The 26,863-nt window shown below is 40.8% G+C and carries 28 protein-coding genes; 4 read left to right on the top strand and 24 right to left on the bottom strand.

Annotated elements, in window-relative coordinates; all coding sequences use genetic code 11:
* Nucleotides 1-115 precede the first annotated feature (115 nt).
* From gvpU to ACXAF2_RS11535, 24 genes are all read right to left on the bottom strand, one after another.
* A complete protein-coding gene (gvpU, locus tag ACXAF2_RS11420) occupies nt 116-517 on the bottom strand; it encodes a gas vesicle accessory protein GvpU (protein ID WP_475138792.1) in 402 nt (133 codons plus the stop codon).
* A gap of 19 nt (nt 518-536) precedes the next feature.
* A complete protein-coding gene (gvpT, locus tag ACXAF2_RS11425) occupies nt 537-1,349 on the bottom strand; it encodes a GvpT/GvpP family gas vesicle accessory protein (protein WP_475138793.1) in 813 nt (270 codons plus the stop codon).
* Between the two features lie 15 nt (nt 1,350-1,364).
* Nucleotides 1,365-1,694, bottom strand: coding sequence for a gas vesicle protein (locus ACXAF2_RS11430; RefSeq protein ID WP_148996483.1), 330 nt, complete (start codon nt 1,692-1,694; stop codon nt 1,365-1,367).
* A gap of 22 nt (nt 1,695-1,716) precedes the next feature.
* Entirely contained in the window at nt 1,717-2,001 is a 285-nt protein-coding gene (locus ACXAF2_RS11435) for a gas vesicle protein K (RefSeq protein ID WP_034764925.1), read from the bottom strand.
* Entirely contained in the window at nt 1,967-2,242 is a 276-nt protein-coding gene (locus ACXAF2_RS11440) for a gas vesicle protein (protein ID WP_034764922.1), read from the bottom strand. Before ACXAF2_RS11440 ends, ACXAF2_RS11435 begins: the two co-directional genes overlap by 35 nt.
* 23 nt (nt 2,243-2,265) lie before the next feature.
* Nucleotides 2,266-3,072: a GvpL/GvpF family gas vesicle protein gene (locus ACXAF2_RS11445; RefSeq protein WP_475138795.1), complete on the bottom strand. Its 807-nt coding sequence runs from the start codon at nt 3,070-3,072 to the stop codon at nt 2,266-2,268.
* Between the two features lie 10 nt (nt 3,073-3,082).
* Nucleotides 3,083-3,337: a gas vesicle protein GvpG gene (locus tag ACXAF2_RS11450; protein WP_475138797.1), complete on the bottom strand. Its 255-nt coding sequence runs from the start codon at nt 3,335-3,337 to the stop codon at nt 3,083-3,085.
* Entirely contained in the window at nt 3,337-4,104 is a 768-nt protein-coding gene (locus tag ACXAF2_RS11455; RefSeq protein WP_475138798.1) for a GvpL/GvpF family gas vesicle protein, read from the bottom strand. The genes ACXAF2_RS11450 and ACXAF2_RS11455 overlap by 1 nt, the downstream gene beginning before the upstream one ends.
* Before the next feature lie 11 nt (nt 4,105-4,115).
* Entirely contained in the window at nt 4,116-5,039 is a 924-nt protein-coding gene (gene gvpN / locus ACXAF2_RS11460; protein ID WP_475138800.1) for a gas vesicle protein GvpN, read from the bottom strand.
* Nucleotides 5,040-5,067: 28 nt separating this feature from the next.
* Complete coding sequence (gene gvpO / locus ACXAF2_RS11465; protein ID WP_149154892.1) at nt 5,068-5,334, bottom strand: gas vesicle protein GvpO; 267 nt, start codon at nt 5,332-5,334, stop codon at nt 5,068-5,070.
* An 86-nt stretch (nt 5,335-5,420) separates the two neighbouring features.
* Nucleotides 5,421-5,681: a gas vesicle protein GvpJ gene (gvpJ, locus tag ACXAF2_RS11470; RefSeq protein ID WP_034764908.1), complete on the bottom strand. Its 261-nt coding sequence runs from the start codon at nt 5,679-5,681 to the stop codon at nt 5,421-5,423.
* 21 nt (nt 5,682-5,702) lie between these two features.
* On the bottom strand, nt 5,703-6,158 hold the full coding sequence (gene gvpQ, locus ACXAF2_RS11475) for a gas vesicle protein GvpQ (RefSeq protein WP_475138802.1): 456 nt from the start codon (nt 6,156-6,158) through the stop codon (nt 5,703-5,705).
* A 24-nt stretch (nt 6,159-6,182) separates the two neighbouring features.
* Nucleotides 6,183-6,674 (bottom strand): GvpT/GvpP family gas vesicle accessory protein, encoded by a 492-nt coding sequence (gene gvpT, locus ACXAF2_RS11480; protein ID WP_475138803.1) that lies wholly within the window; start codon nt 6,672-6,674, stop codon nt 6,183-6,185.
* A gap of 50 nt (nt 6,675-6,724) precedes the next feature.
* Nucleotides 6,725-6,985: a gas vesicle structural protein GvpA gene (gvpA, locus tag ACXAF2_RS11485; RefSeq protein WP_060674023.1), complete on the bottom strand. Its 261-nt coding sequence runs from the start codon at nt 6,983-6,985 to the stop codon at nt 6,725-6,727.
* 385 nt (nt 6,986-7,370) lie between these two features.
* Nucleotides 7,371-7,967: a hypothetical protein gene (locus ACXAF2_RS11490; RefSeq protein ID WP_475138805.1), complete on the bottom strand. Its 597-nt coding sequence runs from the start codon at nt 7,965-7,967 to the stop codon at nt 7,371-7,373.
* A 9-nt stretch (nt 7,968-7,976) separates the two neighbouring features.
* Nucleotides 7,977-9,155: a ParM/StbA family protein gene (locus ACXAF2_RS11495; RefSeq protein ID WP_149154896.1), complete on the bottom strand. Its 1,179-nt coding sequence runs from the start codon at nt 9,153-9,155 to the stop codon at nt 7,977-7,979.
* 529 nt (nt 9,156-9,684) lie between these two features.
* Nucleotides 9,685-10,695 carry an NADP-dependent oxidoreductase gene (locus tag ACXAF2_RS11500; RefSeq protein ID WP_475138807.1) on the bottom strand — a complete coding sequence of 337 codons (1,011 nt, stop codon included), beginning with the start codon at nt 10,693-10,695 and terminating at the stop codon, nt 9,685-9,687.
* A gap of 425 nt (nt 10,696-11,120) precedes the next feature.
* Nucleotides 11,121-11,597 (bottom strand): type VII secretion protein EssA, encoded by a 477-nt coding sequence (gene essA, locus ACXAF2_RS11505; RefSeq protein WP_475138808.1) that lies wholly within the window; start codon nt 11,595-11,597, stop codon nt 11,121-11,123.
* Nucleotides 11,587-14,583: a type VII secretion protein EsaA gene (gene esaA / locus ACXAF2_RS11510; protein ID WP_475138810.1), complete on the bottom strand. Its 2,997-nt coding sequence runs from the start codon at nt 14,581-14,583 to the stop codon at nt 11,587-11,589. Before esaA ends, essA begins: the two co-directional genes overlap by 11 nt.
* Nucleotides 14,580-19,046, bottom strand: coding sequence for a type VII secretion protein EssC (gene essC, locus ACXAF2_RS11515; RefSeq protein ID WP_475138811.1), 4,467 nt, complete (start codon nt 19,044-19,046; stop codon nt 14,580-14,582). Before essC ends, esaA begins: the two co-directional genes overlap by 4 nt.
* Before the next feature lie 28 nt (nt 19,047-19,074).
* On the bottom strand, nt 19,075-20,373 hold the full coding sequence (gene essB, locus ACXAF2_RS11520; RefSeq protein WP_475138813.1) for a type VII secretion protein EssB: 1,299 nt from the start codon (nt 20,371-20,373) through the stop codon (nt 19,075-19,077).
* A gap of 14 nt (nt 20,374-20,387) precedes the next feature.
* Nucleotides 20,388-20,627 (bottom strand): ESX secretion system protein YukD, encoded by a 240-nt coding sequence (gene yukD, locus ACXAF2_RS11525; protein WP_148970598.1) that lies wholly within the window; start codon nt 20,625-20,627, stop codon nt 20,388-20,390.
* A 78-nt stretch (nt 20,628-20,705) separates the two neighbouring features.
* Nucleotides 20,706-20,999, bottom strand: coding sequence for a WXG100 family type VII secretion target (locus ACXAF2_RS11530; RefSeq protein WP_034764875.1), 294 nt, complete (start codon nt 20,997-20,999; stop codon nt 20,706-20,708).
* 525 nt (nt 21,000-21,524) lie between these two features.
* Nucleotides 21,525-22,154: a hypothetical protein gene (locus ACXAF2_RS11535; RefSeq protein ID WP_475138815.1), complete on the bottom strand. Its 630-nt coding sequence runs from the start codon at nt 22,152-22,154 to the stop codon at nt 21,525-21,527.
* 176 nt (nt 22,155-22,330) lie between these two features.
* Between ACXAF2_RS11535 and ACXAF2_RS11540 the strand changes: the two genes are divergently transcribed.
* From ACXAF2_RS11540 to ACXAF2_RS11555, 4 genes are all read left to right on the top strand, one after another.
* Nucleotides 22,331-23,017 (top strand): response regulator, encoded by a 687-nt coding sequence (locus tag ACXAF2_RS11540; RefSeq protein WP_475138817.1) that lies wholly within the window; start codon nt 22,331-22,333, stop codon nt 23,015-23,017.
* On the top strand, nt 23,014-24,018 hold the full coding sequence (locus tag ACXAF2_RS11545) for a sensor histidine kinase (RefSeq protein ID WP_475138818.1): 1,005 nt from the start codon (nt 23,014-23,016) through the stop codon (nt 24,016-24,018). Before ACXAF2_RS11540 ends, ACXAF2_RS11545 begins: the two co-directional genes overlap by 4 nt.
* 100 nt (nt 24,019-24,118) lie before the next feature.
* Nucleotides 24,119-24,880 carry an ABC transporter ATP-binding protein gene (locus ACXAF2_RS11550; RefSeq protein ID WP_475138820.1) on the top strand — a complete coding sequence of 254 codons (762 nt, stop codon included), beginning with the start codon at nt 24,119-24,121 and terminating at the stop codon, nt 24,878-24,880.
* Nucleotides 24,870-26,816, top strand: a complete 1,947-nt coding sequence (locus ACXAF2_RS11555; protein ID WP_475138821.1) for an FtsX-like permease family protein — start codon at nt 24,870-24,872, stop codon at nt 26,814-26,816. The genes ACXAF2_RS11550 and ACXAF2_RS11555 overlap by 11 nt, the downstream gene beginning before the upstream one ends.
* Nucleotides 26,817-26,863 lie beyond the last annotated feature (47 nt).

The following is a 26,863-nucleotide window of genomic DNA, read 5'->3' on the forward strand; positions in this document are numbered from 1 at the left end:
TGAAAGGAGTTTTTTGTCGAAAAAAGTCCTTTCCTCCCCGGGAAATAATTATTTCTATTAATTACAAATTTAAAAAAGCAACTGAACTACAGCTCAGTTGCTTTTTAGACTTATATTATTTACTACTCTTCGATTCCGAAATCTTCCCTAAGAAAAATCCGTCTACCTCACTTAATTTACCACGCCACATGATTTTCCCTTTGGAAGGGGTTGGCTTGCTGTCGCCACAGTACACCTTAGTGTTCTTCAAGTGGATGAAATGGGCTTCAGCGCTTTGGTTTTCATCAACGGACTCCCCTGCCCTGGCAAGCTCTTCACTTAGCTTCTGGGCCACTTCACTGCCATCCTCAAAGGTTTCACTTAATGAGTCGAAGTATTCCTTTGCGGACACGAGAGTACCCGTTATGACGGCTCCTTTGACGTTTAACGTGATGTCTAATGAAAAGTCATGCTTGTTTGATGCTTGTACAAAAAATTCCAAGATGCTATCCTTCCCTGTACCTGATTCTAAACTCATTTTCACATCTCCTTTTACGTTAAGCTACTGTATCGTCTTCTGTAGAGAGTGTTGTATCTTCTTCTTGATCTTCGTCTTTATCATCATCTTTTTTAGCAGATTTTTTACTTTTAGCGCTAGTCTTGCGGGTAGAACGCTTCTTACCCTTTGAACCTGACTTACCGTTTGATTTCTTCTTGCTTGATGCTTCTTCCTCATCTTCGCTATCATCATCGTCTTCTTCGTTTTCATCTTCATTCGTGTCTTCGTCTTCTTCTTCATCATCTTCTTCATCTGTCGCTTCTTCTTTAGACTTTTTAGAAGCTTTCTTTCTAGAAGTGGTTTCTTCATCATCCTCGTCTTCCTCGTCATCACTTCCATCTTCACGAGTCGCGGCAATTTGATTCATTTTCTCTTCTAATTGCTGCAAGCGGTTCTGAAGTTCCTCATTTTCTTGTTTAAGGGCGTCATAGTCCTGGTTCGACTCTTCTTCAGAACTGTTCGTTTCAGTTGAATTTACGGCAGTCTCCGTGTCTTCCGATGCTTCCTCATCTTTATCACGCTTAAACAGGTTGGCTGTTGATGATTTTAGTGACACAGCAGCTTTTCTGGATCTTTCTTTTGCTGCTTTCCCGAAGTCCAGGCTTTTACTTTTGATTTTCTCTTGATCGATACGATCTAAAAGTTTCTTTCCGTTTTCAGGTGTTGCCAGGTATCCTACAGTTGCTCCCAACAGACTTCCAGCTACGGTTCTCTTAATAGGGCCGCTTCTTCTTGTTTTGTTCTCGTTTGTTGAATTCTTTTCCTGTCCCTGATTCTCAACTGTCGTGTTTTGCGTATTTTTTTCTGCCATCGGTAAAACCTCCAATTAGTTTGTTTCCGCCTGGTTAAGACGGTTTGTATCCAGTTTCTTTTCAAGTGATTCCAATCGTTCCTGTAATTTCTTATTTTCCTCTTCAAGTGCTTTCGTGTTGTTATCTGCGGCTTTGGAACTTAAGTAAGGGTCATTTTCCCACCAGTCCATGCCTATCTCTTTCGCTTTATCTACGGAAGCAACGATTAAGCGGATTTTAATCGTAAGCAGCTCGACATCGGCAATTCCCACCGTAATATCTCCTGCTACGACCACACCTTTATCTAATATCTTTTCTAATACATCCACAATTGTGTTGGATTGTACCGGATGCTCCATTCCCATCATGTAACCTCCCTAATCGGCCTTACATTAAGCTCCCTAAAGGACCAAGGTCTATATTCAAGTCTTCTGCATCAAGACCAAATACCTCTTTTAACTCTTCCATTTTTTCTTCGAGATTCATAAGGGCAATGCCCAGATTCTCCACTTGTTCATCCGTTAAAGTACCGCCTTCGACACGCCGCATGGCATGTCTCTCGACGATTTGCCTTAATAGTTCTACAACGGTCAATACAAGCTGCGCCAGTCCTTGTTCTGCTTTTTCCGGGTCGAAATTAATTCGCCCATTTGTCCCGCTGGCCTGTTGCATGAATCAATCCCTCCCTTTCTTGATCGAATTGATCGGACGTTACCGTTTTACGCGTTCCTTGCTTGTGTTGAACCAATGTCTCAACTGAGGAAATGAGCACTCTCAAATCCAGATACACGAGATCGACACCTGCAATGGATATAATCAAATCTCCCTTTATCGCCACACCTTTGTCGAGAATGACATCTAAAATATCTATAAGGGCTATATCTTTGTTCTCGATCGATTCTCTTACTGTCATATTTCTCATTCCTTGTTTTATGATTAAGAAAAACTAGAAAAATGATAGGGTGGCCAAGGGCCGGATGCTTCAATTTTCCAACCAGCGTGTCCCAGTTCTTCTTCGTATTGCTTAATTTCCTCTACAAATTCATCAACATTGGATACTGGAAGGAGAAACACACTATTCCAAGCCATATGTTCTTGTCTGCCTGTGACATCCTTACTCCAATTTTTTTTGATATTTCCATGGAGGGAATGTTCCTTCAGCTTTTCATGAACCTCTTCACAGAGTCGATTCTTTTCGTTTTCAAGTTCCCGATCAATCAGCTGATCGATTTTTTTCTTTTCAAAGAACTGCCTGCCCTTTGGTAATTCACTGATTTCTTTTCTTTTGGCTTCGATAGACGGGTTGCTTTTGCTTACCTGCTTCTTCAGCAGCTTATCGTCACAGTAGATTTTGACGTTCCATTCTTCGTTGCCATCCAGCTGTTTGAATGTCGTCTCAAGCTTATTTCGATTACCTTCAATCGTGGACTTAAGGCTATCCTCGTTCTTGTATAATGTACAGAACTTCAGGGGAATGATGGTATACATCTTTGAAACCATCAGTACGGTTTCGTGATGATGAAACGCCTTTTCCTGAAGCCAGTCCATGTCGTTATCGACTTTGTCCTTAATGGTTTCTTCTGAATATTCATTCGGAGGCAGATCACAGACAATTGCTGTCACTTCGCCGATTTCAATCGTATATAGTTCACCTTCTCCATCGAATCCTTTCATGGAGGGAAGGGCTTTTTCATTTGCTTCTTTTGTTGGGATTAAGCCGTATAAATAAAGTAAATCGCTCATCTGATCACCCTTATTTCTTTTTCGTTAGTTCTTCCCATTGCTCCATTTCCATCTGTTTCGCAATTTCATATCGTGCCAGTAACTCATCTTCTTTTTCCTGGAATGCTTCCTCAGGAATTTCATCTAATTCATACATCATTTGAAGCTGAATCAACTTTTGTTGAATGGTAGGAAGGTCGTATAATTCTTTGTCTGCTTCTTCTTTGATCTTTTCGCCGACTTTAATGACTAAATTAATTGGTGCACTCACCAATTTATGAATCATCAGCCTTCCTCAACCTTCAAGCGTATGTTGACAAAATTGTAAGCCGGCCATGGGCCAGTGTAGTTAAATTCGACCTTATCCTTCCACTTTTCATGGGCTTCGTTCACCTTTTGATCGAAGACTTCTTCCTGGTCCCGATCAATTAAGAAAGAAGCGTTGAGAAGCATTTTCTCACTTGAAGGGTCATTTGCCTTTGCTGATACGGCTGTTTCCTCAAGGGGGGCATAGACTTCCTGCTTCACCTCATTTTGAAGGGAAGTAAATAGCTTCTGAGCCATTCCTCCAAGTTGAATGCGGTCATAATAAGCGGCAGATTCAGATTTCCCTTTAACGGCTGATGCCATTTTTTCTACCTGAGGGTTATCTTTAACCATCGCTTCCAGCCATTCCTTTTTACCGATAACCTTTAAGCCCAGCTCGATTTTCCCTTTAATGGCCGGGAAAAGGGTTTCGAACTGAGGATAAAGGTTTTCTAGAAGAGCCTGCACATCGTCTCTTGATTTAAAGACATTCCCGAAGCTGATTGGGATGACCGTATCTTTTTGATCCATCACCCGTGATACGGCACCTTGGTGCATGAGTAAATTCTGCTTCTTAGGATGATAGATTTTCATCGGTACTTCTGCCGCTACCATAGCCGCATCCTTATATCTGATCGTGAACGTCTCGCGTTCCTCACCTTCAATTTCAATGGAACCAAATTGATCGTCTTCTTCTGTCTGGATGGCACAAAATATATAGATTCCCATTTCTTCCTGACTCATCATGAAACTCTCCTTTATTCCTCAGATATCTTCATATGTTTGCATGCATCTATAATCAATTTTTCTGCTTTTTCTTGTGGGTTTTCTCCATCGATACATCGGCTTACACTGTGTGCTACTATATCAACACATAGACGTTGAAAGTCTGAATCCTTACCGTCTATGGGGATGTCTGATTCAATGGCGAGCCTCGAGATCATTAAGGAAGCACGCAAGCTCGGTCCGTTCATTTCGTTTGTACATTGATCACGTAATGTAGAGACAAGTGTTGTAATCGCTCTTGCTTCACTCATAACCAAGTTTGCTTTTTCCGATACAATCATTGCCTCTTGTTCTGCTCCCTTGTAATCTATGTTGATGGTGATCAACCGATCCAGGAGAGCATCCTGTGTTTGATAAACCCCTGCGTATTCTGCAGGATTACTAGTAAATATGATGGCAAATTCCGGGTGTACGCGAATAAAAGGTTCCGTTAGTTTCGATCCATATAAAGGAATGATTCCTTCTTCTAAAATGGATAGAAAGATATTATTCGTTGTCGGCTGTGACCGTGTAAATTCATCGTATACAAGGGTATAGCCATTCTTTACTGCTTCCAGTAAACGACCGTCTCTCCATGTCTCGGTGACACTTTCATCCTTTTTGTAAACGGATCGAACATATTGATCGACCACTTTTTTACTCGTATAACCTGTGAAATCACCGATTAAGTCTTTATTATTCAGTTCATGATTTCCGTGCATGAGCATCACCGGCCTTTTTCTCTTCTTGGCAAGTGCCAGAGCAAGAGACGTTTTTCCGGCTCCGGAAGGACCTGTAAAATGTACAGGATATCCAGCTTTAAGGTATTGCAATGAGCGCGAAAGCAATTCTTTCGTTTCATCGTCTTGTATTAATGCCCTGCTATCCTTTTTGATCCGTTTTGTTAAGACCGTCACTTACAATTCCCTCCTACTCGCTCATCCACTACATTTCCTGTCCGATGGCACTTCTGTAACGAATATCCCGTCGTTTAAATGACGTGACTTCCTTTTCTTTATTGAGAAGGACATCATATGTTCCCAGCATTTCGTCCTTAGCATATTTCTTCATATATTCTTTTTCTTCAATTACCTCGACTTGCAGCTTCCAGCCTTCATCTTCTGTCAATTCCACCGACGTAATCTTATGGACTGGAGCTACATGTTCATTGAAGAAATCGGTAACATTATTCATAATCTCTTTGATAACCATAGCCGCCTCCTACTCCTACTGTTATGAAAGGGGGAGGGGTACCAATAAAGGACCCCTTCTCACTTTCTTTTTTGTTCTGCCCCTACTTAGATACTAAACTGGGAGCTTCTTTCATTCTGCTGAGTAGCAAGACCATTTTCTTCGACATCGTCTCTTAGAAGGCCAACTGCTTCTGCATAACGTAACCATGTATCTACGCTGGCAATGACGACCCTTGCTTCAACCGTTAAAATTTCAATCCCAACGACAGATACCCTTGCAAATGCATCAATGACGATACCTTTGTCGAGAATCCGGTCGATTACTTCTGCTAAACTCGAACTATTATTACTCTTTTGAATAGCCAATTGTTATTCTCCTTCCGGTGTTTAAGAACAGATGGTCTTAATATCTTTCGATGATTTTATTTCTGTAGAACTTTTTATATTAAAGGAGCTCTTAATGTCACTTGCTCCTTTAATATTTCCTACGCCTTTCATTTTTGTCTTTTTATCATTTGATGAAGAGACTTTCTTTTGAAATTCTTCTCCTGCTTCTTTTGCATTTCCTAGCTTTTCCCGTACGGAAAGCAGGACATCCTGGACTTTTTCCTTAGCTTCTTCAGCTTTGGTATGAACATTAGCCGCATTTTTCTCTTTTGCCTGCTCTAACTTCTTAGATGCTTCGCCTGCCTTTGATTGGATACCGCCTTCAACACTGTTCACAAATGTTTCTTTCGCCTTCGTTTTTATCGTATCTTTCACTTTTTCTTTTACGGGCTCCGGGGCGTGATCGTATGCTTTTTTAGCCATTTTGCCAACTACTTTTTTCACTGGCTTACTCATGTAATGCCCCCTTCAGGGATGCGATTATTTCTTAGACTCCACTAAGCTGTTCAGCATTTCTTCGATACGTTCTAAACGCTCGTTTAAATTCTTGTTTTCTTCTTTGATTACTTCTAATTCTTCTGATTGATTTGATGAATTTTCACTGTTATCAGCCTTGGATTCAGTGATTTCCGATACCTCTTCTTTTTTCTTCTTAGGTGCAAGCCTGCCGCCTTCCAGCCTGCTCATATAACCGGTAGCCGATTGTCTCAAGGTAATAATGGCTTGCTCTGTCAGGAATTCCTGTGCTGATCTTCTCAGTTCTTTACTAGCGGCTTTCATCACTTCTGACTTCCCTAAACTGTCCACTACTTTCTTACCTGTACCAGGATTTGAAAGTAATCCGATACCAGCTCCGACTACTCCTCCGATAATCGCATAATTCATGGATTGTCTGTTTTCAGCTGTTTGCTCTTCGGTTTCTTCAGTGCTATTCGTTTCCTCTACTTGTTGACTGCTTTTTGTTTCTGCCATATTCATCCTCTTTTCTACCAAAATAGTAAAACTATATTTTATTTACTTGTTTAAATGCTAAACGCTGTTCCTCTTTCATTTTCCTGCTTCGCTAACCCTTCTTCTTGAACTTCGTCTCTTAAAAGCCCAACTGCCTCTGCATATCGTAACCATGTATCTACACTTGCAATGACGACTCGCGCTTCTATTGTAAGAATTTCTATTCCCACTAAGGAAACTCTGGCAAATGCATCAATGACTATTCCTTTATCCAGGATTCTATCAATTACTTCTGCGAGACTTGAGCTATCGTTGCTTTTTTGAATACTCATCGAATCTCTCCTCTTAATTGGTGTAGCCAATGACTGTGTGCAAGTTTATTCGGTTTAATCGGTGTTTACCTCCTTTTGTACCCACCGTAAACCAGGTCATGGGAATCATTTGAAATAAACTGCCATTTTTTATACATGTTTTAATATGTATTTTTCAATCTGTAACATTTCTCTCTTACAGGTATATGGCTTGTAAGGTTTTTTGGAGAAAAAATAATTCAAATAAGACAAATTGATTACAGTTTCTAAAGGAGGAATCGGGTTGAAATCCAAGACAGAATGTGATTTTTATCGTGGAAGGGAGGAAATGAATCTCATGAAAAACCTTTGCAAAAAAAAAGAACCAGAGGCATCACGCTTTTCAGCTTTGCTTCTGGTTCTTTTCCTATTTATTCATTTGAGAAAGAAAATCGCCTAAGAGATCTTCCATCGTTTCTTCTTTAGGTTCTTCTTCAACGGTTTCCTGGGGCTTCATGGCACTGTCCCAGTCAAAGTTGTCCAATTCTTCGTCAGTCGAGTAAGAACGCTCATCTGTTGCATCTTCATCCGGTCCATCCTCCATCACTTGCTCTAGGGACCACTCCCTAGATGAATCGTGACTTGCTGCAGATTCTTCCTGAAGATAGAGCGCTTCATCAATATCCAATGAATTGCTGCTTAAGGAAGCTAGAAGAGAGGCTGTACGAACCGGGTTTGAAAGCAGTTGGTACACGATACTCCCCAACAGCGCTTCTGAGTGTTCATGCTTCAACCAGTCACGCTGGGATTTATCCAATCCCTTCGGAAGGGGGATCGTAATGGCTTCTCTCTGTTTGGAAATCGTATCATTTACTCCATTTAATACAAGCTCTGCAATTTTACTGGAGAAATTTCGTTTTTCCGTTTCCTTTAGCTTTTGTAAATGCTTTAATACATGATCAGGTGTATCTGAAGGAATTCGAAACGTAATCGGTTGTCCCCTCGACATCCCTTTTCCATTCATACCATCACCCTATTTGGTTTTCGCTAATTTTTGTTCTTCTTTCTGGGTTTGTTGTTTTTGGGTCTTTCTTGAGAAGTCAGCAATCAGCTTGTAATAAGCATTGGCCATCATCCAAATGCTTTCCTTCTCATCTTCAAAGAAGTCGATATTATACCCGTCAAGATTGTTATTAAGCGTCTTGATATACTCTTTCAGGACGCTTGAGCCTCCACCAATGAAGTAGCAGATTTCCGTTTGAGAATTCTTTTGCCACATATTGCGAAGGTGACGGTATTGCTTCTTAGCAAGTTCAAGCATAATACGGTCAACGATGTCGTGTACGCTTGTACGACTTCCTTTAACCATAATATGATTGCGATCATTTTTCTTCGTGATGATTTCTACCACATCACGGCGACTGTCGAGCTCGATACCATGTCTTGAGCGGATTTCCTCACGGATCCATTCTAGAGATTCAGAAACACCAAGGTTAAATCCTTGGGCTTTATCATCGTCTACTTTTCGATCCTTAATGACCGCGATATCCGTCGATAACCCACCGATATCTTGAATTAAGATACGCTTATCAATAAGGTCTTTATTAATGATGTTCAGATTGTTATCCATTACAAGGTTGATGAATGCTGCGAATCCTTCAGGGTATACCTTTACTTCATCAAATTTAATATTCACTTTGATGCCTTGATAGCGGGGGGTTACCAGGAACTCTACTTGGTGTACGGAACCTAATAATCTTGAACGGTACCCGACATCTTTTCCTTCCTTTACTTCGCGAAGGGGAAGACCCGTACCCAATGTATAGTTTGCTTCTATTACCTTATTATTCTTTTTGAAATCAGAGTCGTTGCGTGCTGCATCAAGAGCAATAGAAGCAAATAGCATGATCAGTGTTTGATCTTCTTCCGATTTGCTGCTCCCCGGATCCAGTTCAGTGGAGTTATTGCTCTTCGTCGCCAGATTCCCTACACGATAAATCGCATTGTTATCTTTCAGAGTAGGGGAGTGGACACGAATATGTATGCCGTCTAGTGGGTCTTGTGTATCCAGCTCTTCGATTCCGATAATTGGACGATCTTCAATATCCCTTGCAATGACGTTCGGAATATTCACCTCACCGTCCATCTTTCCAAAAATACCTTTAAGAGAATCATTACCAACGTCAATGGCTGCAATTCGTGAATTCGTCATTAAAATCATCCTTTCATTCATGAGTAATCATTTGTCAAAAAATTTCAACTCTTACTCTCAGAGTATACAATTTCTCTTCTCCGGTCAATCCTACTTTTCTATCGAATGTTGATGTTAAGAAAGAGGAGAGTTGTATACATTTTTGTATCGTTGTATACGCTTTTTGTACACATCCTTACATATCAACTTGTATACCTACTTGTGTACATGTATACATTTTTGTACACAATTGTATACGTTTTTGTTTACAAGTATACATTTTTGTAAACTTTGATTTTTTTACATATTATTACTTGGAATTGTGCAGATTCTACTATTTTATGAAGCTAGGAATCTATCTATTTTTATTGGAAATGGTGATAAATGATATGTAGCTAAAATGAAATATCTACTAGTAGAGATATGAAAATAAAAATTATCAGGTATGAAAGAGGATTAAGATTACCAAATAAATTGAACAAATAACCGAAAAAAACCTCGACATTCAACATGCCGAAGTCTTTCATAGGTTTCATTTCGTTAGATTGCGTCATTTTGGCTTCTTCACCTGAATGACTACCTTACCCTTAGCTCTGCCCGTTTCGACGTACTGGACGGCTTCCTGAGCCTCTTCAAGAGAGTACACCCTGTCTATCACAGGGCGAATACTCCCTTTTTCGACAAGATGTTTGATTTTCGTCAGCTGTTCCCCGCTGGGCTTCATAAATAAGAAGTGATAATCTACGTTAAACTTCTTTTCAAGAGCACTAATATTTCTGCTAACTATAGAAAATAAGAGACGTTTTATGAACCCAAAATTGTGTTCTACGGCAAATCTGCGGTTTGGCACTGCAGAAACAGACACGATTTTTCCATGAGGCTTGAGTATACGGAACGAACGATTGAGGGAATCGCCGCCTAGTGTATCAAACACAGCATCATATCCGTTTAGAATCTCTTCAAATTGCTCTTCCTTATAGTTGACCACTCTATCTGCTCCGAGAGAGGAAACTAAATCAAAGCCCTTTTCACTTGCGGTAGTGGCCACATACGCGCCCATTTCCTTTGCAAGCTGAATGGCAAATGTCCCGACTCCCCCTGCTCCGGCGTGGATAAGAATCTTCTGGTGGGGTTTCAGCTGAAGGACTTCATGGAATGCCTGCCATGTGGTTAGACCCACCAGAGGAAGGGACGCCGCTTCCTCATACGTAAGGTTTTCCGGTTTCAATGAAACGTCATCTTCATGGACAGAAAGGTACTCAGCGAACGTACCGATCCGATTCTTCCGTGGCCTGCCGTACACTTCATCCCCGATTTGAAACTTACTCACCTTGGAACCTGTTTGAATCACCTTACCGGAGAAATCATTCCCCAACACCAATGGCATCTTGTAGCTCAACAGCATTTTCACCTTGCCATCCCTTATCTTGAAGTCAATCGGGTTGATACTCGCTGCGTGAACCTCCACTAAAACATCTTGTTCACCCATTTCAGGAATCGGAAGGTCGGTAAGCTCCAAAGGAATCGTTTTCCCATATTGTTTTATGGTCATTGCTTTCATATAGATCATCCTTGTCATTAAAGATTAAATGTTTAATCATATAAACATATTATCTAGAAATGGTTCTCTCCCGTCAATAAACTTGCATACGAAGCAGATTCCATTATTTAGTATAATAGTAATAAACGATACATCCTGCAGGCTAAGAGTAACCAATTCCATTGGGACGGGGAAGGAACGCTCTCCATCAAGACATTCACAAATGGAAAAGCATTTTACAAGATAAACAATGGCTGCTTCAGCGTTGAGGAAGGACGCTATCTCCTTGTCAATGATGGTCCACGATCGGGGAGCCTCTACAAAGGGTGAGGAAGACATGGAGGGTGTTATTTCAGGATTCAGAGGGAAAGATCCATGCGTTGATGAGTGAGATGGGAAGGTAAAAGAGGAACCCGCACTAGTACGGGTTCCTCTTTATTATAATTTCAACCTTTGCTTCCTTGAGCCGATCGACTCCAAATGACAATAACAGTGATGAGAAGCAACACACAAATCCCTACTAATACAGCAATTAATATAGGGAGGGAAGAACCATTCTGACTTCCTTCCTCAAGACTCCCTAATCTTGCTGATTCGGATTGACTAAACAGTTTCAGGCTTTCTGCTTTTGCTTTAATGGTATTTGTATCTTTTTCTTCACTTTTAAATAACTTATCAGTGAGATCATTCAATCTGTTATTGGAAGTCCCTTCAAATGTTAAGCTTTTTTGTTCTTCAGGGATTTTTATTTTTTCATTTGTGAGCGTCTGGTCATGGATGAGGTCAGTATTCTTTTTGAAATCATTGTTTTGATAGTCATTCGGGGTTAAATCATTAATGTTTGTATTGGCAGAAATAGGGGGCACAAACATGCTCACAATGCCCCCGATTAATATCAATTGAATCAGTATTTTACCCCTCATACGCTTCCGTACCCTCATCAGATGTTTTATGAGAGCGTTTGTCTACTAACACCTGCACGATGGTTAAGCCGATAACGATCAACCCAAGTACAATGACAGCTTGATTAAACAAAGAGTCTGATCCATATTGTATAGACATATAAACGGTCGACATCGGGTCTTTAAATGTAAAGTTAGGTGTTGTTAATGCCAATAATGGGGTCACGAACAGTGCTACCAGTCCTACAGAGACAAACCAACCCAATAACCTGTGCGTGACAAAAGCAACACGGATTAATCCTGATCCTGCTAATAGAAGGAGGATGGTAAAGATCGTCCATTCAACTGAACGGGATTCAACCAGCGGATAAATGTCCAAGCCATAAAGGCTAATAACAAATCCTACAATGAGATTTAAAAGTAGGAATATCACCCCTTGTATCCAAAGGGGAGCATTTTGGAAGTAATAGCTTGTGTATCCAATAAGTAAACTGGACAACAAGATAATAAATAAAATCACAACAGGTGGCAGGGCACTTGCTTTCTTTTCTTCCGGGACATCTCCATTTACATTAAGAGGATTTGTCAAGAAATCATACACATACCCATTGGATTGTCCGTCAACGAACGCATTCCCCAGTACACTAAACACATCATCGCGTATTAATTGAGTGGAGGCTACATTTGTCGCCCACTTATTATTCAGTGTATCCGCATCGCTTTGAACATTGGATACATTCGATTGGAGCTCATTTGTATAGGACACGATTGTATTTTGGCTTTCACTCACTGTATCCAGGAAGGAATGGATAGACTTAATTTCACTTCCAATTTGCTTCTGGTTCCCAACTAAATCCGGACCTGTTGCCCCTGATACCGGAGTTGGAGCCGCTTGATCCGGCTGTTGTATACGATTTAATACGGTTGTCGCTTCTTGATTGATCGCATTCAGGCTCTCTGTAAGCTGAGATTGCTGGTCATCAAGCGTTTGGTTGTATTCTGCTGCAAACACGGTAAATGAGTCTTGAAGCGCGTTAAGAGCATCCTCTGTATTCGGCAGCCCTGTATTTAACTGCTCCCACTCCGCTTGTTCAGACTGACTTACTTTCAGAATCTCATTGATCTCATTCTTCAACTCTTCATCCTGAAGAACGGCCGCTTTTACTCCATTCTCCGTTAACATACCGTTAAGAGTCGCTTCATATCGATCCAGGTAAGAGTAATAGTGTAGAAGATCCATGAGCTTATAGTTATTAATCCCCCGAGAAAAATAACCATAAAGAGTGTTTCTTCTATTTTCAGACAAAGCGGCTGAGTTCAGGATGGAGCTTTCTTTATCCTCGATTTCGGCAACGATATTCGAAATATTGTCAGAGAACATCTCCAATTGGTTAATCAGAGCTTCATTCGTATCAGTCAATGTCGTAACCTGATCTTTAAGTTCTTGATTTTCAGTTGTAAGAGCTTCAACCTGCTTGGTCAATTCGTCTATTTTATCAATTAATGTCTGATTATCTTCAAGAAGTCTTGATACTTCTCCCAACAGTCTATCCACTTCAGCCTGCAGAGGGTTTTCTGAACTATTATTTTTTCCTTGCAGCTGCGTTCGAACCTGCAGGATGCGATCATTGATTGTTTGAATATTGGTCACTGCCTCGGTTATAGCTTCAGGTGTTGGTTCTGTTAAATTGGTCAGTGTTTCTTTCAACGCATCGATTTCTGTTGAAATGGCTGTCAGTTCATTTATTTCCGGGTCTAAATTCGGTGGTGCAGGAGGAGGATCGCTTGGTTCTCCCGGCCCTGGCTCACCTTCTTGGGAGGAGATGATGACCTGTTGAGGGCCAGGTTCCTCTCCGTCTTTTGGTGGCTCAGGAATTTCAGGTGGAGCGGGTGGATTAAAAATTTCTCCGTCTCCTTCTGCCAACTTGTTGTTAAGTTCAAAAATATTTCCTTGCAGGTTATTCAAAGTCGTAGTGTCCTGCAATTGCTGATAGAAGTTTAACACCCGTTCCTGGAATGAGTAAAAATCTTCTACCTGCCTCCCTACTTCTTCAAACCTGCGTTCTTGTAAATCTGTAAACACCGTCTGGTTCGTTTCCATATTATTATTTAGTTGGGTCATTCCTGCAGCAAGGGATTGACTTTGTTCAGAGAATAGCGATTTTGCTTTCAAATATCTTGGCTGCTGGTTTTCAGTTGACGCGTTGATCATTTCAACCGATTGTGATTGAATATCAGCGAGTAATTGCTTTTGATTATCCTGATAGTCTCTATACTGATTGACATATTCAACAAAACTGGAAAGGCTTTGTTCAAACGATGACAGCGTGTTTTGCTGCTGTGGTGCACGGCTGTCTGCCTGCTGAATCGAGTTTTGCAGATTTGACAGCATCGAGGTCTGTTGTTGGATTTGGCCGGCCAAATCTTTCGAGCTTGGTTTATAGAATGATAGCATCGTTTCTTGGAAAGCCTGCTCTTTTTGTAGGATTTCATCGAATTCGGCACGAATATTCTCCATGTCTGCCGATACATAATTCCAATAGAGTGAGGACATCTTGTTATTCACTCTTTTAGTAGCCTTTTCAATCTCTAAAAGGACTTTTTCTTTGTTTACGGCATTCAGTTGCGTTTGAACTTTATAATTCAGATTTGTTTTTACTGGTCTTTCCTCATCATATGTCATCACTTTGTCAGAGAAGTCCGAAGGTATATACACGACGGCATCATATTTAGAGCTTTGAAGACCGTTTTCTCCTGCACTTCTGCCTACAACTGTCCATTCAAAGGATGATTGATCCTCCAGAATGGACGTAACATCCCCTCCAAATGCCAACGTCTCTCCATCCAATTCTGTTCCGGCATCTTCGTTCACAATGGCGATGGATTGAGTAGCGTTTTCTTTTACTTTCAGAGGATTTTCCCCAACTGACCGGAAGAAAAGAAGTGGAGTGGCAAGAATCATCATGACCGCTAATAAGAGTTTAAATAGGCTTACTTTCTCTGTCATGCGTGTACTTTCCTTTCCGTTACCATAAGTGGTATTTGAATTTTAGTTTCTTTACCGTTTTCTACATAATAACCAAATCCTGGTTGTATTTCTGGTTCTCTTCGATCATAGCTGAGCGTGAACAAGGTTTGTTCAGATTTTTTCATCAAGACAAGAGCCTGGCGAACCTGCTTCACCTCGACTGTTAAAGTGTCGTAGCCCTTTGTTAATTCACTGTTGTTTCCGGAAACAATCATACAGAACCCTAAATGACTATAATTTTTCATACATTTAACCATTCGGTCTTGAAGCAGTGCATCCAAATTCTGAAGGAACCTTGCATATCCATCTACGATGAGAATGACAGGTGAGAAGGATGGAAGTGCACTACCCTTTTGAATAGATAGATTATATTGCTCTTCTCTTAAACTAAATAATTCTTCTACTCTATTAAGCCACATAGTGATATGCTCTTTGTTCTCCATATAGACTACTTTTTCTTCTTTCATTAAATTTGAAAGTCCCCTGTCAATGGAGTCGAATATCGCTATATGCTCACTATCCTGCAATAACGCCGTATTGGCTAAAACCTTCAGGACGTTTGTTTTTCCTTTTTGAGCCTGTCCCAATACAAGACAATGCTTCGTCTTTTTAAAGTTTACGTACACCGGCTTAACTAATTCTTCGTCTAAGCCGACCGGCAGCAGCCCTTCTTTCCTGCCTGAATCTGTATATTGGGTAAAGTTGACCATCGTCAACTCTGTCGGGAGCATAGGTACCGGATCAGGTGACATTAGTCCTTTATACTTTTCTTTCAATAATTGAATTTCATCCTTTAGGAGATTCATCTGCTCATAATCGTCCTTCCCTTCTGTTGGAAGGAATACTTGAGAAAAGAAAGCTGTATCTTTCTTAACAATCGCTCTACCTGGAATGGCTTCCGGGCTGAATGGTAGTCGCCCAAGCATCGTATAAGCCTCTGAGCTATCCATCAGATAGTGAACGATTTTTGTCTTTAAATTATTCATTAGCGACTGACGGACTGAATTTACCCGGGTAGCTGTAAAATACATATACACTCCCAATGACTGACCATCCCTTGCAAATTGATTAATTTGCGTTTCAAGCTCTTGCATCTCTTCTTTAACCAAATCGAAATTGTCAATTGTTACAAATAGAAGAGGCAGTTTTTCTTCACTTATGGTGTTATACATTTTAATCGAGCTTACTTCCTGCTTTTGGAAGAGCTGCTTTCTGCGGGCTAATTCATCATCCAGGATGCCGATGAATTTCTCGATCTTTCTTTCTTCATCGATGAGAAAATAGTCTGCAGTATGCGGAAGCTGCTTTAAAGGCAGTAAGCCACCGTTCCCAAAATCAAGAAGATAATAATGAACTTCCTCAGGTGTAAACTGAGTGGCCATCCCCATCAATAAAGTGATTAGCGTTTGAGTCTTCCCATATCCTGAAGAACCAAAGACTCCGACATTCCCGTCCTCAATTACTTCATAATGGTACGGGGTCTGACTCTGTTTCTCAGGTTCATCAATCATGGAAAGTAAGATCTTATTCTCCTCTCTCTGTGCAAATGAAGTACGGTAGATGCGATTTGAAAGAGGGGGGAGCCATGGGCTGGAAAGCTTCTCTAACTTCATCTGATCCTGTAAAGCTTCAATTCGATCGACAACAGCGTCAATTTCACTGACCATTTCTTTCTGGTGGCTCGGATTAGTCGAAACTTCCGATAACGGAATAAGCCCTAAATCAGTAACAATCGCAACTTCATCCTCTGATTCATAGGATTCCTCCTGATAGGGAGCTCCACTCCATGCAGATTGAAACAGGTCATACACCTCATTATTCCCGACCTGTAAATACCCTCTCCCTGTTACGGTCAGCGAGGCTGCGTCCCCATTTTTAAGGATTTCACGGCTGTCTTCCGTGTTCTGTACTTTAAGAGCGACGCGGAAACGGGCATTACTCCATATCTGATTATCGATGACTCCTCCGGGCTTCTGAGTAGCAAGGATAAGATGAACTCCCAGGCTACGACCGATACGGGCTGCACTTACAAGTTCTTTAATGAATTCCGGCTCTTCACTCTTAAGTTCAGCAAACTCATCTGATATTAAGAATAAATGAGGAAGGGGGTCTTCCGTTTTGCCTTGCTTGTAAAGACGTGTATAGTCATTGATATGATTCACTTCGTAACGATCGAATAAGCGCTGCCTGCGTTTCAATTCACTCTTGATTGAAGCAAGTGCCCTCGTACTGAAGTTCTTACTTCCTTCAATATTGGTTATCGTCCCTAATAAATGCGGGATATTCTTGAATGGCTGGGCCATTCCTCCACCCTTGTAGTCGATTAATAGAAATGCTACTTCGTGAGGATGGAAATGAACCGCTAAAGAAAGAATATACGTTTGTAAAAATTCACTCTTTCCTGAACCGGTTGTTCCGGCAAGTAATCCATGGGGACCATGTGCCTTCTCGTGCAAATTCAGCTCGACAATATCTTCTTTTCCTTTCAGACCAACGGGAACAGCTAGGGATTTAGCTGATTCTCTGGATAGCCAGTTCTCTTGAATAGGAAGCTGATCAACATCCCTCACCTTAAGCATGTCCAGAAAAGAAACACTTGAAGGAATGGAGTTTGTCATTCCGATTTGATGATTAAGAGTCCTCAATGTCCTTGCATACTGCTCATTGCCCTCATGCTTGTATTCATCCATTTCGAATGGAATCTTAACCGCTTTTTTATTTTGAATCAGAATGTCCCCTTGCTTGTCATTGATATAACGAACGAGAGTGTGGATATTGTCAGACAAGCTCTCTTTCGCCTCTGCAGCAAAAATGACGGACATTCCTAAATGAGCGTATTCCCCTTCTAAATACTGCAGTATCACATGGTCTGAAATCAGCTGATGATTGGTTATGATAAAAACGTAATGTGGTGAAAAACGTACTTTATCTGAGTCTTCTTCAATATCTCTTTCTCGAAGGACCTCATATATGGAAGAAAGGATTTGATCCCTGGTTTTCTCGTTATAAATGAACCCTTTAGCAAAGGACTGTGGTAATTGAAAGTGTGGTAACCACTTCATCCACTCCCAATCCGTATACTCTTCCTCCTGAAAGATATAGACAAACCTTACATCATGGTAACTATGGAAGAACGCCAATTGCCCGATCAGCTGGTGAATCTCATTTTTATAGACGGATTCCTTACCGATCAAACCTATTGCCCCTTTATGAAGATCCGCTGTCACGGGTAATTGTTCAATCTCACGATAAACCATTTCTAACTTCTGGGACTCTTCCAATAACTCATCCATTTCACGATTTGACATATCGGAAGAATTCACTGAAATACTGTAGCTTGCAGGTACTTTCCCACTTCCTAACCGAAACTGGAGGAAGTCCGGACTTTCAAGGGTCCTTTCCCAAAGACGATCGGAAAGCTGCTCTGTCAGATACTTCATTCTTTCAAAGGCAGGAAAGTGAAATTGCAGAACATCTGCCTGTTTCTCGGCAAGCTCCTGAAGTTCTTTTCTCTTACTCTCTAAATAATGAGTATAGATCCGTTTCCTTCGTTCCTTGAATTTCTTTCTATTGCTCTTATCTTTAAAAAATTGGACGGTTGACGTTACTAAAGTGGTTGTAAACATCACCATCGAGATAATAATGAAAATTCCACGTGGAATCACGAGCGCCACAATGGCCATGACGATTAACATCATCAATGGGGGAAGAATGATCAACCATAAACTGCGATTTGTATCACTCGATTCCTGACTTGGAAAGGACAATTGAACCTTTTCATCAGGAAGATCATAAATCATGCGTGGCGTACGGCGATAATTAGGGTATTTCTTCTGCATTTCTGATGTAGGACGTATAGATGCCATTAATTCAGTTTGATAGTCATCGATACTATGTATCTCGATTAAATCATCTTCTAATAGGGTAATAGTTAAAAAAGGAGAAAATAAAATGTCTCCAACCTTAAGCGCTTGTTTCCCATTGACCAGGTGCCCGTTTAGATAAAGCGAAGACGCCTCATCAGCATCCATTACCCATTCACCATTCTCATTTTTATACCAATGGCAAGTGTGAATGAGATCCTTTTTCTCATAATAAATGGTTGCGTCCGGTTGTTCAGTAGATATACTGATTTCTTCTTTATGACCGACATAATAGATTTGAGACTTTATTGGTAAAGGCGTGACCATTATGTGCAGTTCTTTATCACCTGCAAGCAAAGATTCTTTGCTGCCTGGTTTAAGAATCCTTTCTTCTTTCCCGTCTTGATATAGCTTGAAAGTATCGCCGGAGTGCTCTACGAAAATGGCCTCGGCTGACGATGGCAGCGAAAGAATCCTGATTGAATCTTCCAATCGTGGACCTAATGTAATTTTTTTATTTTCATCCTCAATCATGATTGACTGATAGTAATGATCGTGAAAAACCCAAAGGGCATACATATGCTCACCTCCCCAGTTAGTTTATTTGTCAGGATTCCTTCTTATCAGGCTGAGTTGGAGGGGTGGAACTCTCTCCATCAGTCTCTGCCGGTTTTTGTTCAGGTGTCTTTTTTTCCTCATTCTCTTGCGGTTCTTCCGTTGTTTGTGCCGGTTGTGATGGCTGTTCGTCTTCCAACGCTTTCATTTCTTCCTCGTATTCAGCTATTTCACTTTCAATCTCATCTAATTCCTGCTGTCTTTCCTCGCTATCAAGATCTCCGTCTGCCTTGACTTGCTCTCGGTACTTAAGAAGCCCAAACAGAATTAAATCCCGGTCTTCTAAGAACCTGGCTGCTTCTAACGCTTCCTCAGCCTTTCCTCTTCCGATATTGATCCAATACTCATAATAAAGTGGATCAGATTGAAGAGAGACAGTATTTTGTACATTCTCTTTTTGGTCTTCTGTTAAGGATTCGTTAATGATATAAGAGAGGGCGAGTTGATATTGAGTGACCTTCGGAATTTCTTCAACCTCATAAGATTGTAGTTCAGTCACCACATCGCTATACTTATTCAGGAGAAAACTCTCTTGAGCTGCTACTACCCTCTCCTGCTTAGGGAACATAAAGAATAAAGAATAGATAGAGTAAATAATTGCCGGTACTAAAAGCAAAGATATTCCGAACAGTACATAACGATTGAGTTTCCACTTTTTCTTACTCACAGTCATAAGGAGGGAATCAGACTTTTTTGCCTCTTTTATTGAATGATTCAACACTTCTCCGACACGTTCGATGCTTTCGGCTTCCAAGATATCCTTGGTCATTGACGACAATTTTAGCGTTTCACTGAACTTAAAGTAATCATCAAATGTATGCTGCTGATCTACAATAGCTGCGACAGTAGCTTTAGTCTGCTTTAACAACAAATCTGCCTCTTTTTCGTAAGGGGGAAGACTCTCCTTAACGCCATAATGAATAAAGTGGGGAGTCAGGCCTTGATCGAATACAATATTTTCCGGGCAAATAATGAGATGGAGACGTGATAAGGTATGGTTTCGTACGTTCTGTACCAGTTGATAGGCAGACATCAACCTTTCTTTCTCATTCGCTTTTAATTGGGGATAAAAAGAGAAGGAGTCAGGTATGGTATTCACGATGCACAATTCATCATTTTCCATCGTGATTTCTCTTTGTATGGATGGGTTAATGTTCTTCAGGAAGTGAATTTCCTCAATATGATCCAACTTTATCTTTTCTTTTTGAAAGATAAATGTCATTTTATTTTCTTTTTTATGTACAATGGCTTCGAGCTTTTCTTCTAAGTATGATCCACTTTTTTGTGACATTCTATTGGTCTCCTTTATAGTATTTCAATTCGATCTCCAGAATGAATTCCAGCATCGATCAGCCTTGCATGACCGGGAACCACTTTTTGTTTATTTACAACACGGATCCAACAACCCTCTCTGGGATCGGTTGTAAGTTTCTGAGACTGCCACACAAGATCGATCAGTTTTTTAACAGTATGGTAGTTTGATAATCTAAGATCGAAGCTCTTCTCCTCGTAATGTCCTAAATCGATGGTAATTTCTATATACATGTCGGGTTTCACCTCATAAGGAAGGAGCGCCACATAATGATAAGCGCTCCTTCATGTTTAAAATGGTTGGGGATAAACTTATCCGCGAATTTGATTGGCAATTTGAGCATCTGCATCTTCAAGAGACTTAGCAGTGCTAGTCAATTGCATTGAGATGTCTTCAAGCAGTTGCTGCATTTGCAGGAATGAAGGGCGCAAAGTTTGATATTGCTCTCCAAACGCGCGGCTTGATTCACCTTCCCACATACCTTCAAGCTCAGAAATCATATTATCCAGACGTGAAATCTGCTCTCCTACCTGGCTGCTTTCACTTGTGTATCGGTTCGACATACTAATCAATTCTGCTGGGGTAACACGAATAATTCCTGACATGTAATTCCTCTCCCTTAATTGAAATTGTTGGTGGTAATCATCTATATCAAATCAGAGTACCCAAATAAGAAACATGAACCTTGTAAACTATGTAACCCGTATTCTTTCATCAAAATCCTTTTTATTACAATTGTTTCCACACTTCCAATATCATACTATTATAAACATACATATAAACACAATTTTTACAGTGAAAAGGAAACTTTATAACTACAGGAATAAACACTTTCAGGTCATTTGTTATAAGAGACGCTTGATTCAATTAGGAAAATAGTGCTAAAACAAAGACTTAAGACTCTCCATTAATTACATTGATAGGTGGTTGCATATTGAAGAATCCGACCCATTAGTTACAAGTACTTACTATATATCCTTATTTTTACTTTTTTAAACCGTTTCTTTTTAAAAAACAAAATTTTATAAAAGGTGCATTCGTTAACATAAAGATCCTTACTCTTTATTCAAGAGTAAGGATCTTAGCGTAGTGAATGATCTTAAAAGAATATCTGTTCATTTTTTAATTTCTTATAATTCCTCTACATTTTGTTTCGGTTCATTCAAGTCATACGTCACACCATATTCTTCTGCGAGAAGTTGCATATCCGAATGGTAAGCCTCCACCAGTTTGTAATATTCCTCCATTTTAGCATTGGATTGATTAATCAAGTCTTCATCCTGATCTTCAATTGCCTTTTTTTCGAGAATGAGTGCATCGTAAAAGGTCTGAGTCGCCGTCACGATCCGGTCCGTCATTACCTCAAGCTCAGGAATCTCCGCCTCAATTCCCTTCGCTTCTTTCAAGGCTTTCTCGTAGGCTGGAATGGTGTTTCTTGTCAGCTCATTGTAGACGGTTGGATCATCCGTATAGTTGACACCAGAAACCGATGCCAGTGACTGAAAGGCGACGACTTCATATTCTGCCACCTTATAGATATCCTCGTTAATGAATTGAAGGATAGCCTTTTGCTTATCGACATCTGTCACCTCCTCACTTTCCGAGCCATCATTCATTAGTTCTACTTTCTCATTATCATTCTTATTACTGACCGGCTCTTTGGACTCCACTTCCTGGTCCTTATTAATCGAAATCTGCACTTCCCCACATCCACTTAACAATACCGGTATTATTACTGATAACCATAGAAGTTTCTTCATGATTTAATTCCTTTCTTATGCAATTTGGTAAATTGCTTTTAGGAGTTAAATACCCATATTTTGTTAAAATAATCAAAATACTTCTAAATAAAACAGTTCCTTTCTTGAGTCATATGGAAAACCTATTCAATTTCCTATACAATTTATGTAAACAGCAAGATTGTGTGGTGACTAAATTGAAATTATTACTAATCGAAGATGACACAACCCTATATAACGAAATCAAGGAGCGACTTTCCCAGTGGTCCTATGATGTATATGGAATCACGGACTTCAACCACGTGATGCAGGAGTTCACCGAAGTGAAACCGGATCTTGTGATCATTGATATTCAATTGCCTAAATTCGACGGCTTCCACTGGTGCCGGATGATCCGTACACACTCCAATGTGCCGATCCTGTTCCTGTCCTCTCGTGATCACCCGACGGATATGGTCATGTCCATGCAGCTTGGGGCAGATGACTTCATCCAGAAGCCCTTTCATTTTGATGTACTGATTGCAAAGGTTCAAGCGACCCTTAGGAGAGTTTATAACTATAACACCGAACAGGTGAGCATCAAGACCTGGTGCGGGGCAACGGTTGATTATGAGCGTAACACCGTAACCAATGAACGGGGAGCCATCGAATTGACGAAGAATGAAATGTACATCTTAAAGCTCCTAATTGAGCAGAAAAATAAGATTGTCAGCAGGGATGCGTTGATTAATAGCCTCTGGGATGATAAACGGTTCATCAGCGATAACACGTTGACCGTCAATGTGAACCGCCTTCGGAAACGGCTTGAAGAGATTGAATTGGGCCGCTTCATTGAAACCAAAGTGGGGCAAGGGTATATGGCCATTGAAGAGGATGCACCATGATCCGTACATACTTATGGGAACGAAAAAGCTGGATAGTGTTCTTTACCGCTCTTCACCTGTTATGGATCTTTGTTGCCTATATCGATACGGCCATCCCCCTACAACCGATCCTTTATATGGTGTTCCTATCGCTGCTCTTTTTCATCGTCTTCGTTTTCATTCGTTATCAGAAGGAAACCCGTTTCTTTAAACGACTGAAAGAATGGGATCATAATCTCAATATTACAGGAGTGGATGCCCCCGATACTCCATTTGAAGAAATCGTTTCGGATAGTTTATCGGAGCAGGCGAACCTTCTGAGGAAGGCAGCATCTGAAAATCGGATGCTGCTCGAACAGGAAAAGGATGACCTCCTGTCCTGGATCCATGAAGTGAAAACCCCACTGACTGCCATGCATTTGATGATTGAGCGTTTAGAGAACCAATCTTTAAAGGCACCAATAAAATACGAATGGCTGCGGATCCACCTTCTGCTGGATCAACAGCTCCATCAGAAACGGATGTCGATTATGGAAAATGATTTATATATCGAGAAAACCGATCTTGAGACCGTTATATATCAGGAAATAAAAACGCTGCAATCCTGGTGTATTCAAAAGGGAATTGGATTTGACATTCAACTGGATATCACAGAAGTGCTGAGCGATGCAAAATGGCTTGCTTTTATGATCAGACAGCTTTTAACCAATGCCGTAAAATATAGTGCTTCATCGGATATAATTATTAAAAGTGAAGAGCATGGCGGGAAAGCTGTCGTCACAATCCAGGATTTCGGGAGAGGCATAGATCCCAAGGACCTGCCGAGGATCTTTGACAAAGGCTTCACCTCGACCATCGAGCACAATGATCACGCATCTACCGGAATGGGATTATATTTAACCAAAAGAGTTTCAGAACCTTTACTGATTTCGATAGATGTTACATCTAAACGAGGCGAAGGGACCCTGGTCACCCTTACCTTTCCCCAGAAGAATGATTTCGTCCAACTTACAGGCGTGTGACAAAAATGTCACATGCTTTTCTGTTTTGTTCGAACAATAAAAGGAAAAGAATCTTCCTGCTTTTTATAATAAGGGTATCAAATCAAAGGAGTTTTTCACGATGACGATATTAGAAGCAACAAAACTTCATAAAAGCTACGGAAATAAATTCAATAAGCAGGAAGTCTTAAAGGGAATCGACCTGTCGATCCAAAAAGGAGAATTCGTGAGTATCATGGGGGCATCGGGTTCTGGAAAAACCACTCTCTTAAATGTTCTTTCCTCCATCGACAAAGTGAGTGAAGGTTCGATAAAGATCGAGAGCAATGAAATGACGATGATGAAAGAAAAGCAGCTCGCCGAATTCCGGAAGAATCACCTGGGCTTTATCTTTCAGGATTACAATCTGCTCGACACATTGACGGTGAAGGAGAACATTCTTCTGCCTTTATCCATTACCAAGACACCCAAAAAGGAAGCGGACCAAAAGTTCAACGACCTTGCTTCAGAGCTTGGGATTCTTGAACTGAAAGATAAGTATCCGAACGAAATCTCAGGCGGCCAGAAACAGCGTACATCAGCAGCACGGGCTTTCATCCATGAGCCAAGCATCATTTTCGCAGATGAACCGACGGGTGCTCTCGACTCAAAGTCGGCCTCTGATCTCTTAAATAAGCTGAGTGAGTTAAATCACAAGCTGAAAGCGACGATCGTCATGGTAACGCATGATCCCGTGGCAGCAAGCTACTGCAGTCGGGTGATTTTCATCAAGGACGGGCAAATTTATACTCAATTAAATAAAGGCGAACAGGAAAGACAGCACTTCTTCAAGGACATCATGAAAACCCAAGGGGTGCTCGGCGGGGTGCAGAATGAACATTAATACCCTTATTTTCAGAAATCTCAAGAAAAACCTCAAGAATTATTACCTTTATGTATTTGCTCTGGTCTTTAGTGTCGCGCTTTATTTCGCCTTTGTGACCCTGCAGTATGATCCATCCATGGATGCAACAAAGGGATCCATCAAAGGCGGCGCAGCGGTTCGTGCGGCTTCTGTTTTACTTGTCGCAATCGTCTCTATTTTTCTTTTATATGCCAATACCCTCTTCATTAAAAGAAGAAGTAAAGAAATCGGATTATTTCAGTTAATCGGAATGACAAAAAATAAAATCTTTCGTATTTTGACCGTGGAGAACTTCATCCTTTATTTCGGGTCGTTGTTACTCGGCATCTTGATCGGATTCTCTTTCTCAAAATTGATCATCATGATCTTATTCAAAATAACCGGAGTCGAGGCAATCGCCACACTCCACTTCTCAACCCATGCACTTATCCAGACCATCATTGTCTTCTGCGCGATCTACCTGCTGATCATGCTGATGAACTTTGTATTTATTAAAAGGCAAAGTATATTATCTCTGTTCAGGGTACGTTCATCGACGGAAACCAAAGTGAAAAAGATGTCCAAGTTTGAGATTATCATCGGGATCTGTGGGATGATCCTCGTTGCCTCCGGGTACTACGTATCTTCCAAATTGTTTGGCGGGGACTTCACGACCATGCCTCAGCTGTTTGGAGCCATGCTGGTTATACTCGGTTCAGTCATTCTAGGAACGTATCTTTTTTATAAAGGGTCCGTCAGCTTTATTTTCAACCTCATCCGAAAAAGGAAAGATGGATACTTGAACATCAATGAGGTGCTATCCCTTTCATCCATCATGTTCAGGATGAAATCCAATGCCTTACTATTGACAATCATCACGACCGTGTCGGCACTTGCTATCGCTTTATTGTCCTTAAGCTATATCGGCTATTACTCGGCTGAAAAAACAGCACAAAATAATGTTCCTACGGATTTTTCATTTACAAATACACAAGACTTCCAACACTTTAAAGATGCCCTACTGGACAATGGCATCGAATTCAAGAAGGAAGAAATCGAAGTCGTTGAAGTGTTGGTCAACCTGAAAGGCATTACAGACTCTGAATTTGGCGAACTGAACGGTTCATTGGATGCCATGCCGAACTCGGTCATCAGCGAGAAAGACGTTGAAGGCGTCGATGTAAAAGAAGACGAAACGGTCTTTACAGGATATAGCGACTTACTTCAAAAGGTCATTCCGTTACATGATTCAGGGGTGACGGAACTGAAAGGAAAGACGGAGGTCACCAAGCTTAAGTACTTGGGAATGAGGGATGAATACCCGATTTCATGGTATTTCACAGCAGGTGGATCACCTGTTGTGATCGTTGATGACAATGTATTCAAACGCCTGAAGAATGATTTAGATCCTGCTATACAGAAGGAATCCTCTCTCTACATCGGGGTGACGATTGAACAAGAAAAAGATATCTTGAAAGCAAACGACCTCTTTCATGAGTTAAGCCTCGACGAAGGATGGGCAAACGATTCCCAATATGATATGAAAGCAGAACAGAAACAAAATATCGGACTCATCATGTTCATCGTTGGGTTCCTTGGTCTCACCTTCCTGATCACATCCGGATGCATCCTGTACTTTAAGCAAATGGACGAAAGTGAAGATGAGAAACCGAACTATACGATTTTAAGAAAACTGGGCTTCACTCAAGGTGACTTGTTGAGAGGCATTCAAGCCAAGCAGCTTTTCAGCTTCGGAATCCCTCTCCTCATCGGTCTGCTGCACAGTTACTTCGCGGTTCAATCCGGATGGTTCCTGTTCGGTGCCGAGGTTTGGACGCCGATGATAATTGTAATGGGGTTATATACAATTCTGTATTCAATCTTTGGTGTATTATCGGTTCTGTATTATAAAAAAGTGATCAAAGCATCGCTCTAATAGAAAGAGCCATCCCGTTAAAAGCCGGGATGGCTCTTTTATGTAGA

Source organism: Rossellomorea sp. ABR4_004 (assembly GCF_056159585.1).

Coding starts and splice junctions, on each gene's coding strand:
- ACXAF2_RS11545 (WP_475138818.1), top strand. CDS start 23,014: ATGATCCGTACATACTTATGGGAACGAAAAAGCTGGATAGTGTTCTTT.
- ACXAF2_RS11445 (WP_475138795.1), bottom strand. CDS start 3,072: ATGAGCGATTTACTTTATTTATACGGCTTAATCCCAACAAAAGAAGCA.
- ACXAF2_RS11450 (WP_475138797.1), bottom strand. CDS start 3,337: ATGATTCATAAATTGGTGAGTGCACCAATTAATTTAGTCATTAAAGTC.
- ACXAF2_RS11430 (WP_148996483.1), bottom strand. CDS start 1,694: ATGGGAATGGAGCATCCGGTACAATCCAACACAATTGTGGATGTATTA.
- ACXAF2_RS11435 (WP_034764925.1), bottom strand. CDS start 2,001: ATGCAACAGGCCAGCGGGACAAATGGGCGAATTAATTTCGACCCGGAA.
- gvpT (WP_475138793.1), bottom strand. CDS start 1,349: ATGGCAGAAAAAAATACGCAAAACACGACAGTTGAGAATCAGGGACAG.
- ACXAF2_RS11440 (WP_034764922.1), bottom strand. CDS start 2,242: ATGACAGTAAGAGAATCGATCGAGAACAAAGATATAGCCCTTATAGAT.
- ACXAF2_RS11455 (WP_475138798.1), bottom strand. CDS start 4,104: ATGATGAGTCAGGAAGAAATGGGAATCTATATATTTTGTGCCATCCAG.
- esaA (WP_475138810.1), bottom strand. CDS start 14,583: ATGACAGAGAAAGTAAGCCTATTTAAACTCTTATTAGCGGTCATGATG.
- ACXAF2_RS11500 (WP_475138807.1), bottom strand. CDS start 10,695: ATGAAAGCAATGACCATAAAACAATATGGGAAAACGATTCCTTTGGAG.
- gvpT (WP_475138803.1), bottom strand. CDS start 6,674: ATGGCAGAAACAAAAAGCAGTCAACAAGTAGAGGAAACGAATAGCACT.
- gvpU (WP_475138792.1), bottom strand. CDS start 517: ATGAGTTTAGAATCAGGTACAGGGAAGGATAGCATCTTGGAATTTTTT.
- yukD (WP_148970598.1), bottom strand. CDS start 20,627: ATGTATATAGAAATTACCATCGATTTAGGACATTACGAGGAGAAGAGC.
- gvpO (WP_149154892.1), bottom strand. CDS start 5,334: ATGGTTATCAAAGAGATTATGAATAATGTTACCGATTTCTTCAATGAA.
- gvpA (WP_060674023.1), bottom strand. CDS start 6,985: ATGAGTATTCAAAAAAGCAACGATAGCTCAAGTCTCGCAGAAGTAATT.
- ACXAF2_RS11495 (WP_149154896.1), bottom strand. CDS start 9,155: ATGACGAATTCACGAATTGCAGCCATTGACGTTGGTAATGATTCTCTT.
- essC (WP_475138811.1), bottom strand. CDS start 19,046: ATGTATGCCCTTTGGGTTTTTCACGATCATTACTATCAGTCAATCATG.
- ACXAF2_RS11555 (WP_475138821.1), top strand. CDS start 24,870: ATGAACATTAATACCCTTATTTTCAGAAATCTCAAGAAAAACCTCAAG.
- ACXAF2_RS11535 (WP_475138815.1), bottom strand. CDS start 22,154: ATGAAGAAACTTCTATGGTTATCAGTAATAATACCGGTATTGTTAAGT.
- gvpQ (WP_475138802.1), bottom strand. CDS start 6,158: ATGAGTAAGCCAGTGAAAAAAGTAGTTGGCAAAATGGCTAAAAAAGCA.
- essA (WP_475138808.1), bottom strand. CDS start 11,597: ATGAGGGGTAAAATACTGATTCAATTGATATTAATCGGGGGCATTGTG.
- ACXAF2_RS11550 (WP_475138820.1), top strand. CDS start 24,119: ATGACGATATTAGAAGCAACAAAACTTCATAAAAGCTACGGAAATAAA.
- ACXAF2_RS11490 (WP_475138805.1), bottom strand. CDS start 7,967: ATGAATGGAAAAGGGATGTCGAGGGGACAACCGATTACGTTTCGAATT.
- ACXAF2_RS11530 (WP_034764875.1), bottom strand. CDS start 20,999: ATGTCAGGAATTATTCGTGTTACCCCAGCAGAATTGATTAGTATGTCG.
- essB (WP_475138813.1), bottom strand. CDS start 20,373: ATGTCACAAAAAAGTGGATCATACTTAGAAGAAAAGCTCGAAGCCATT.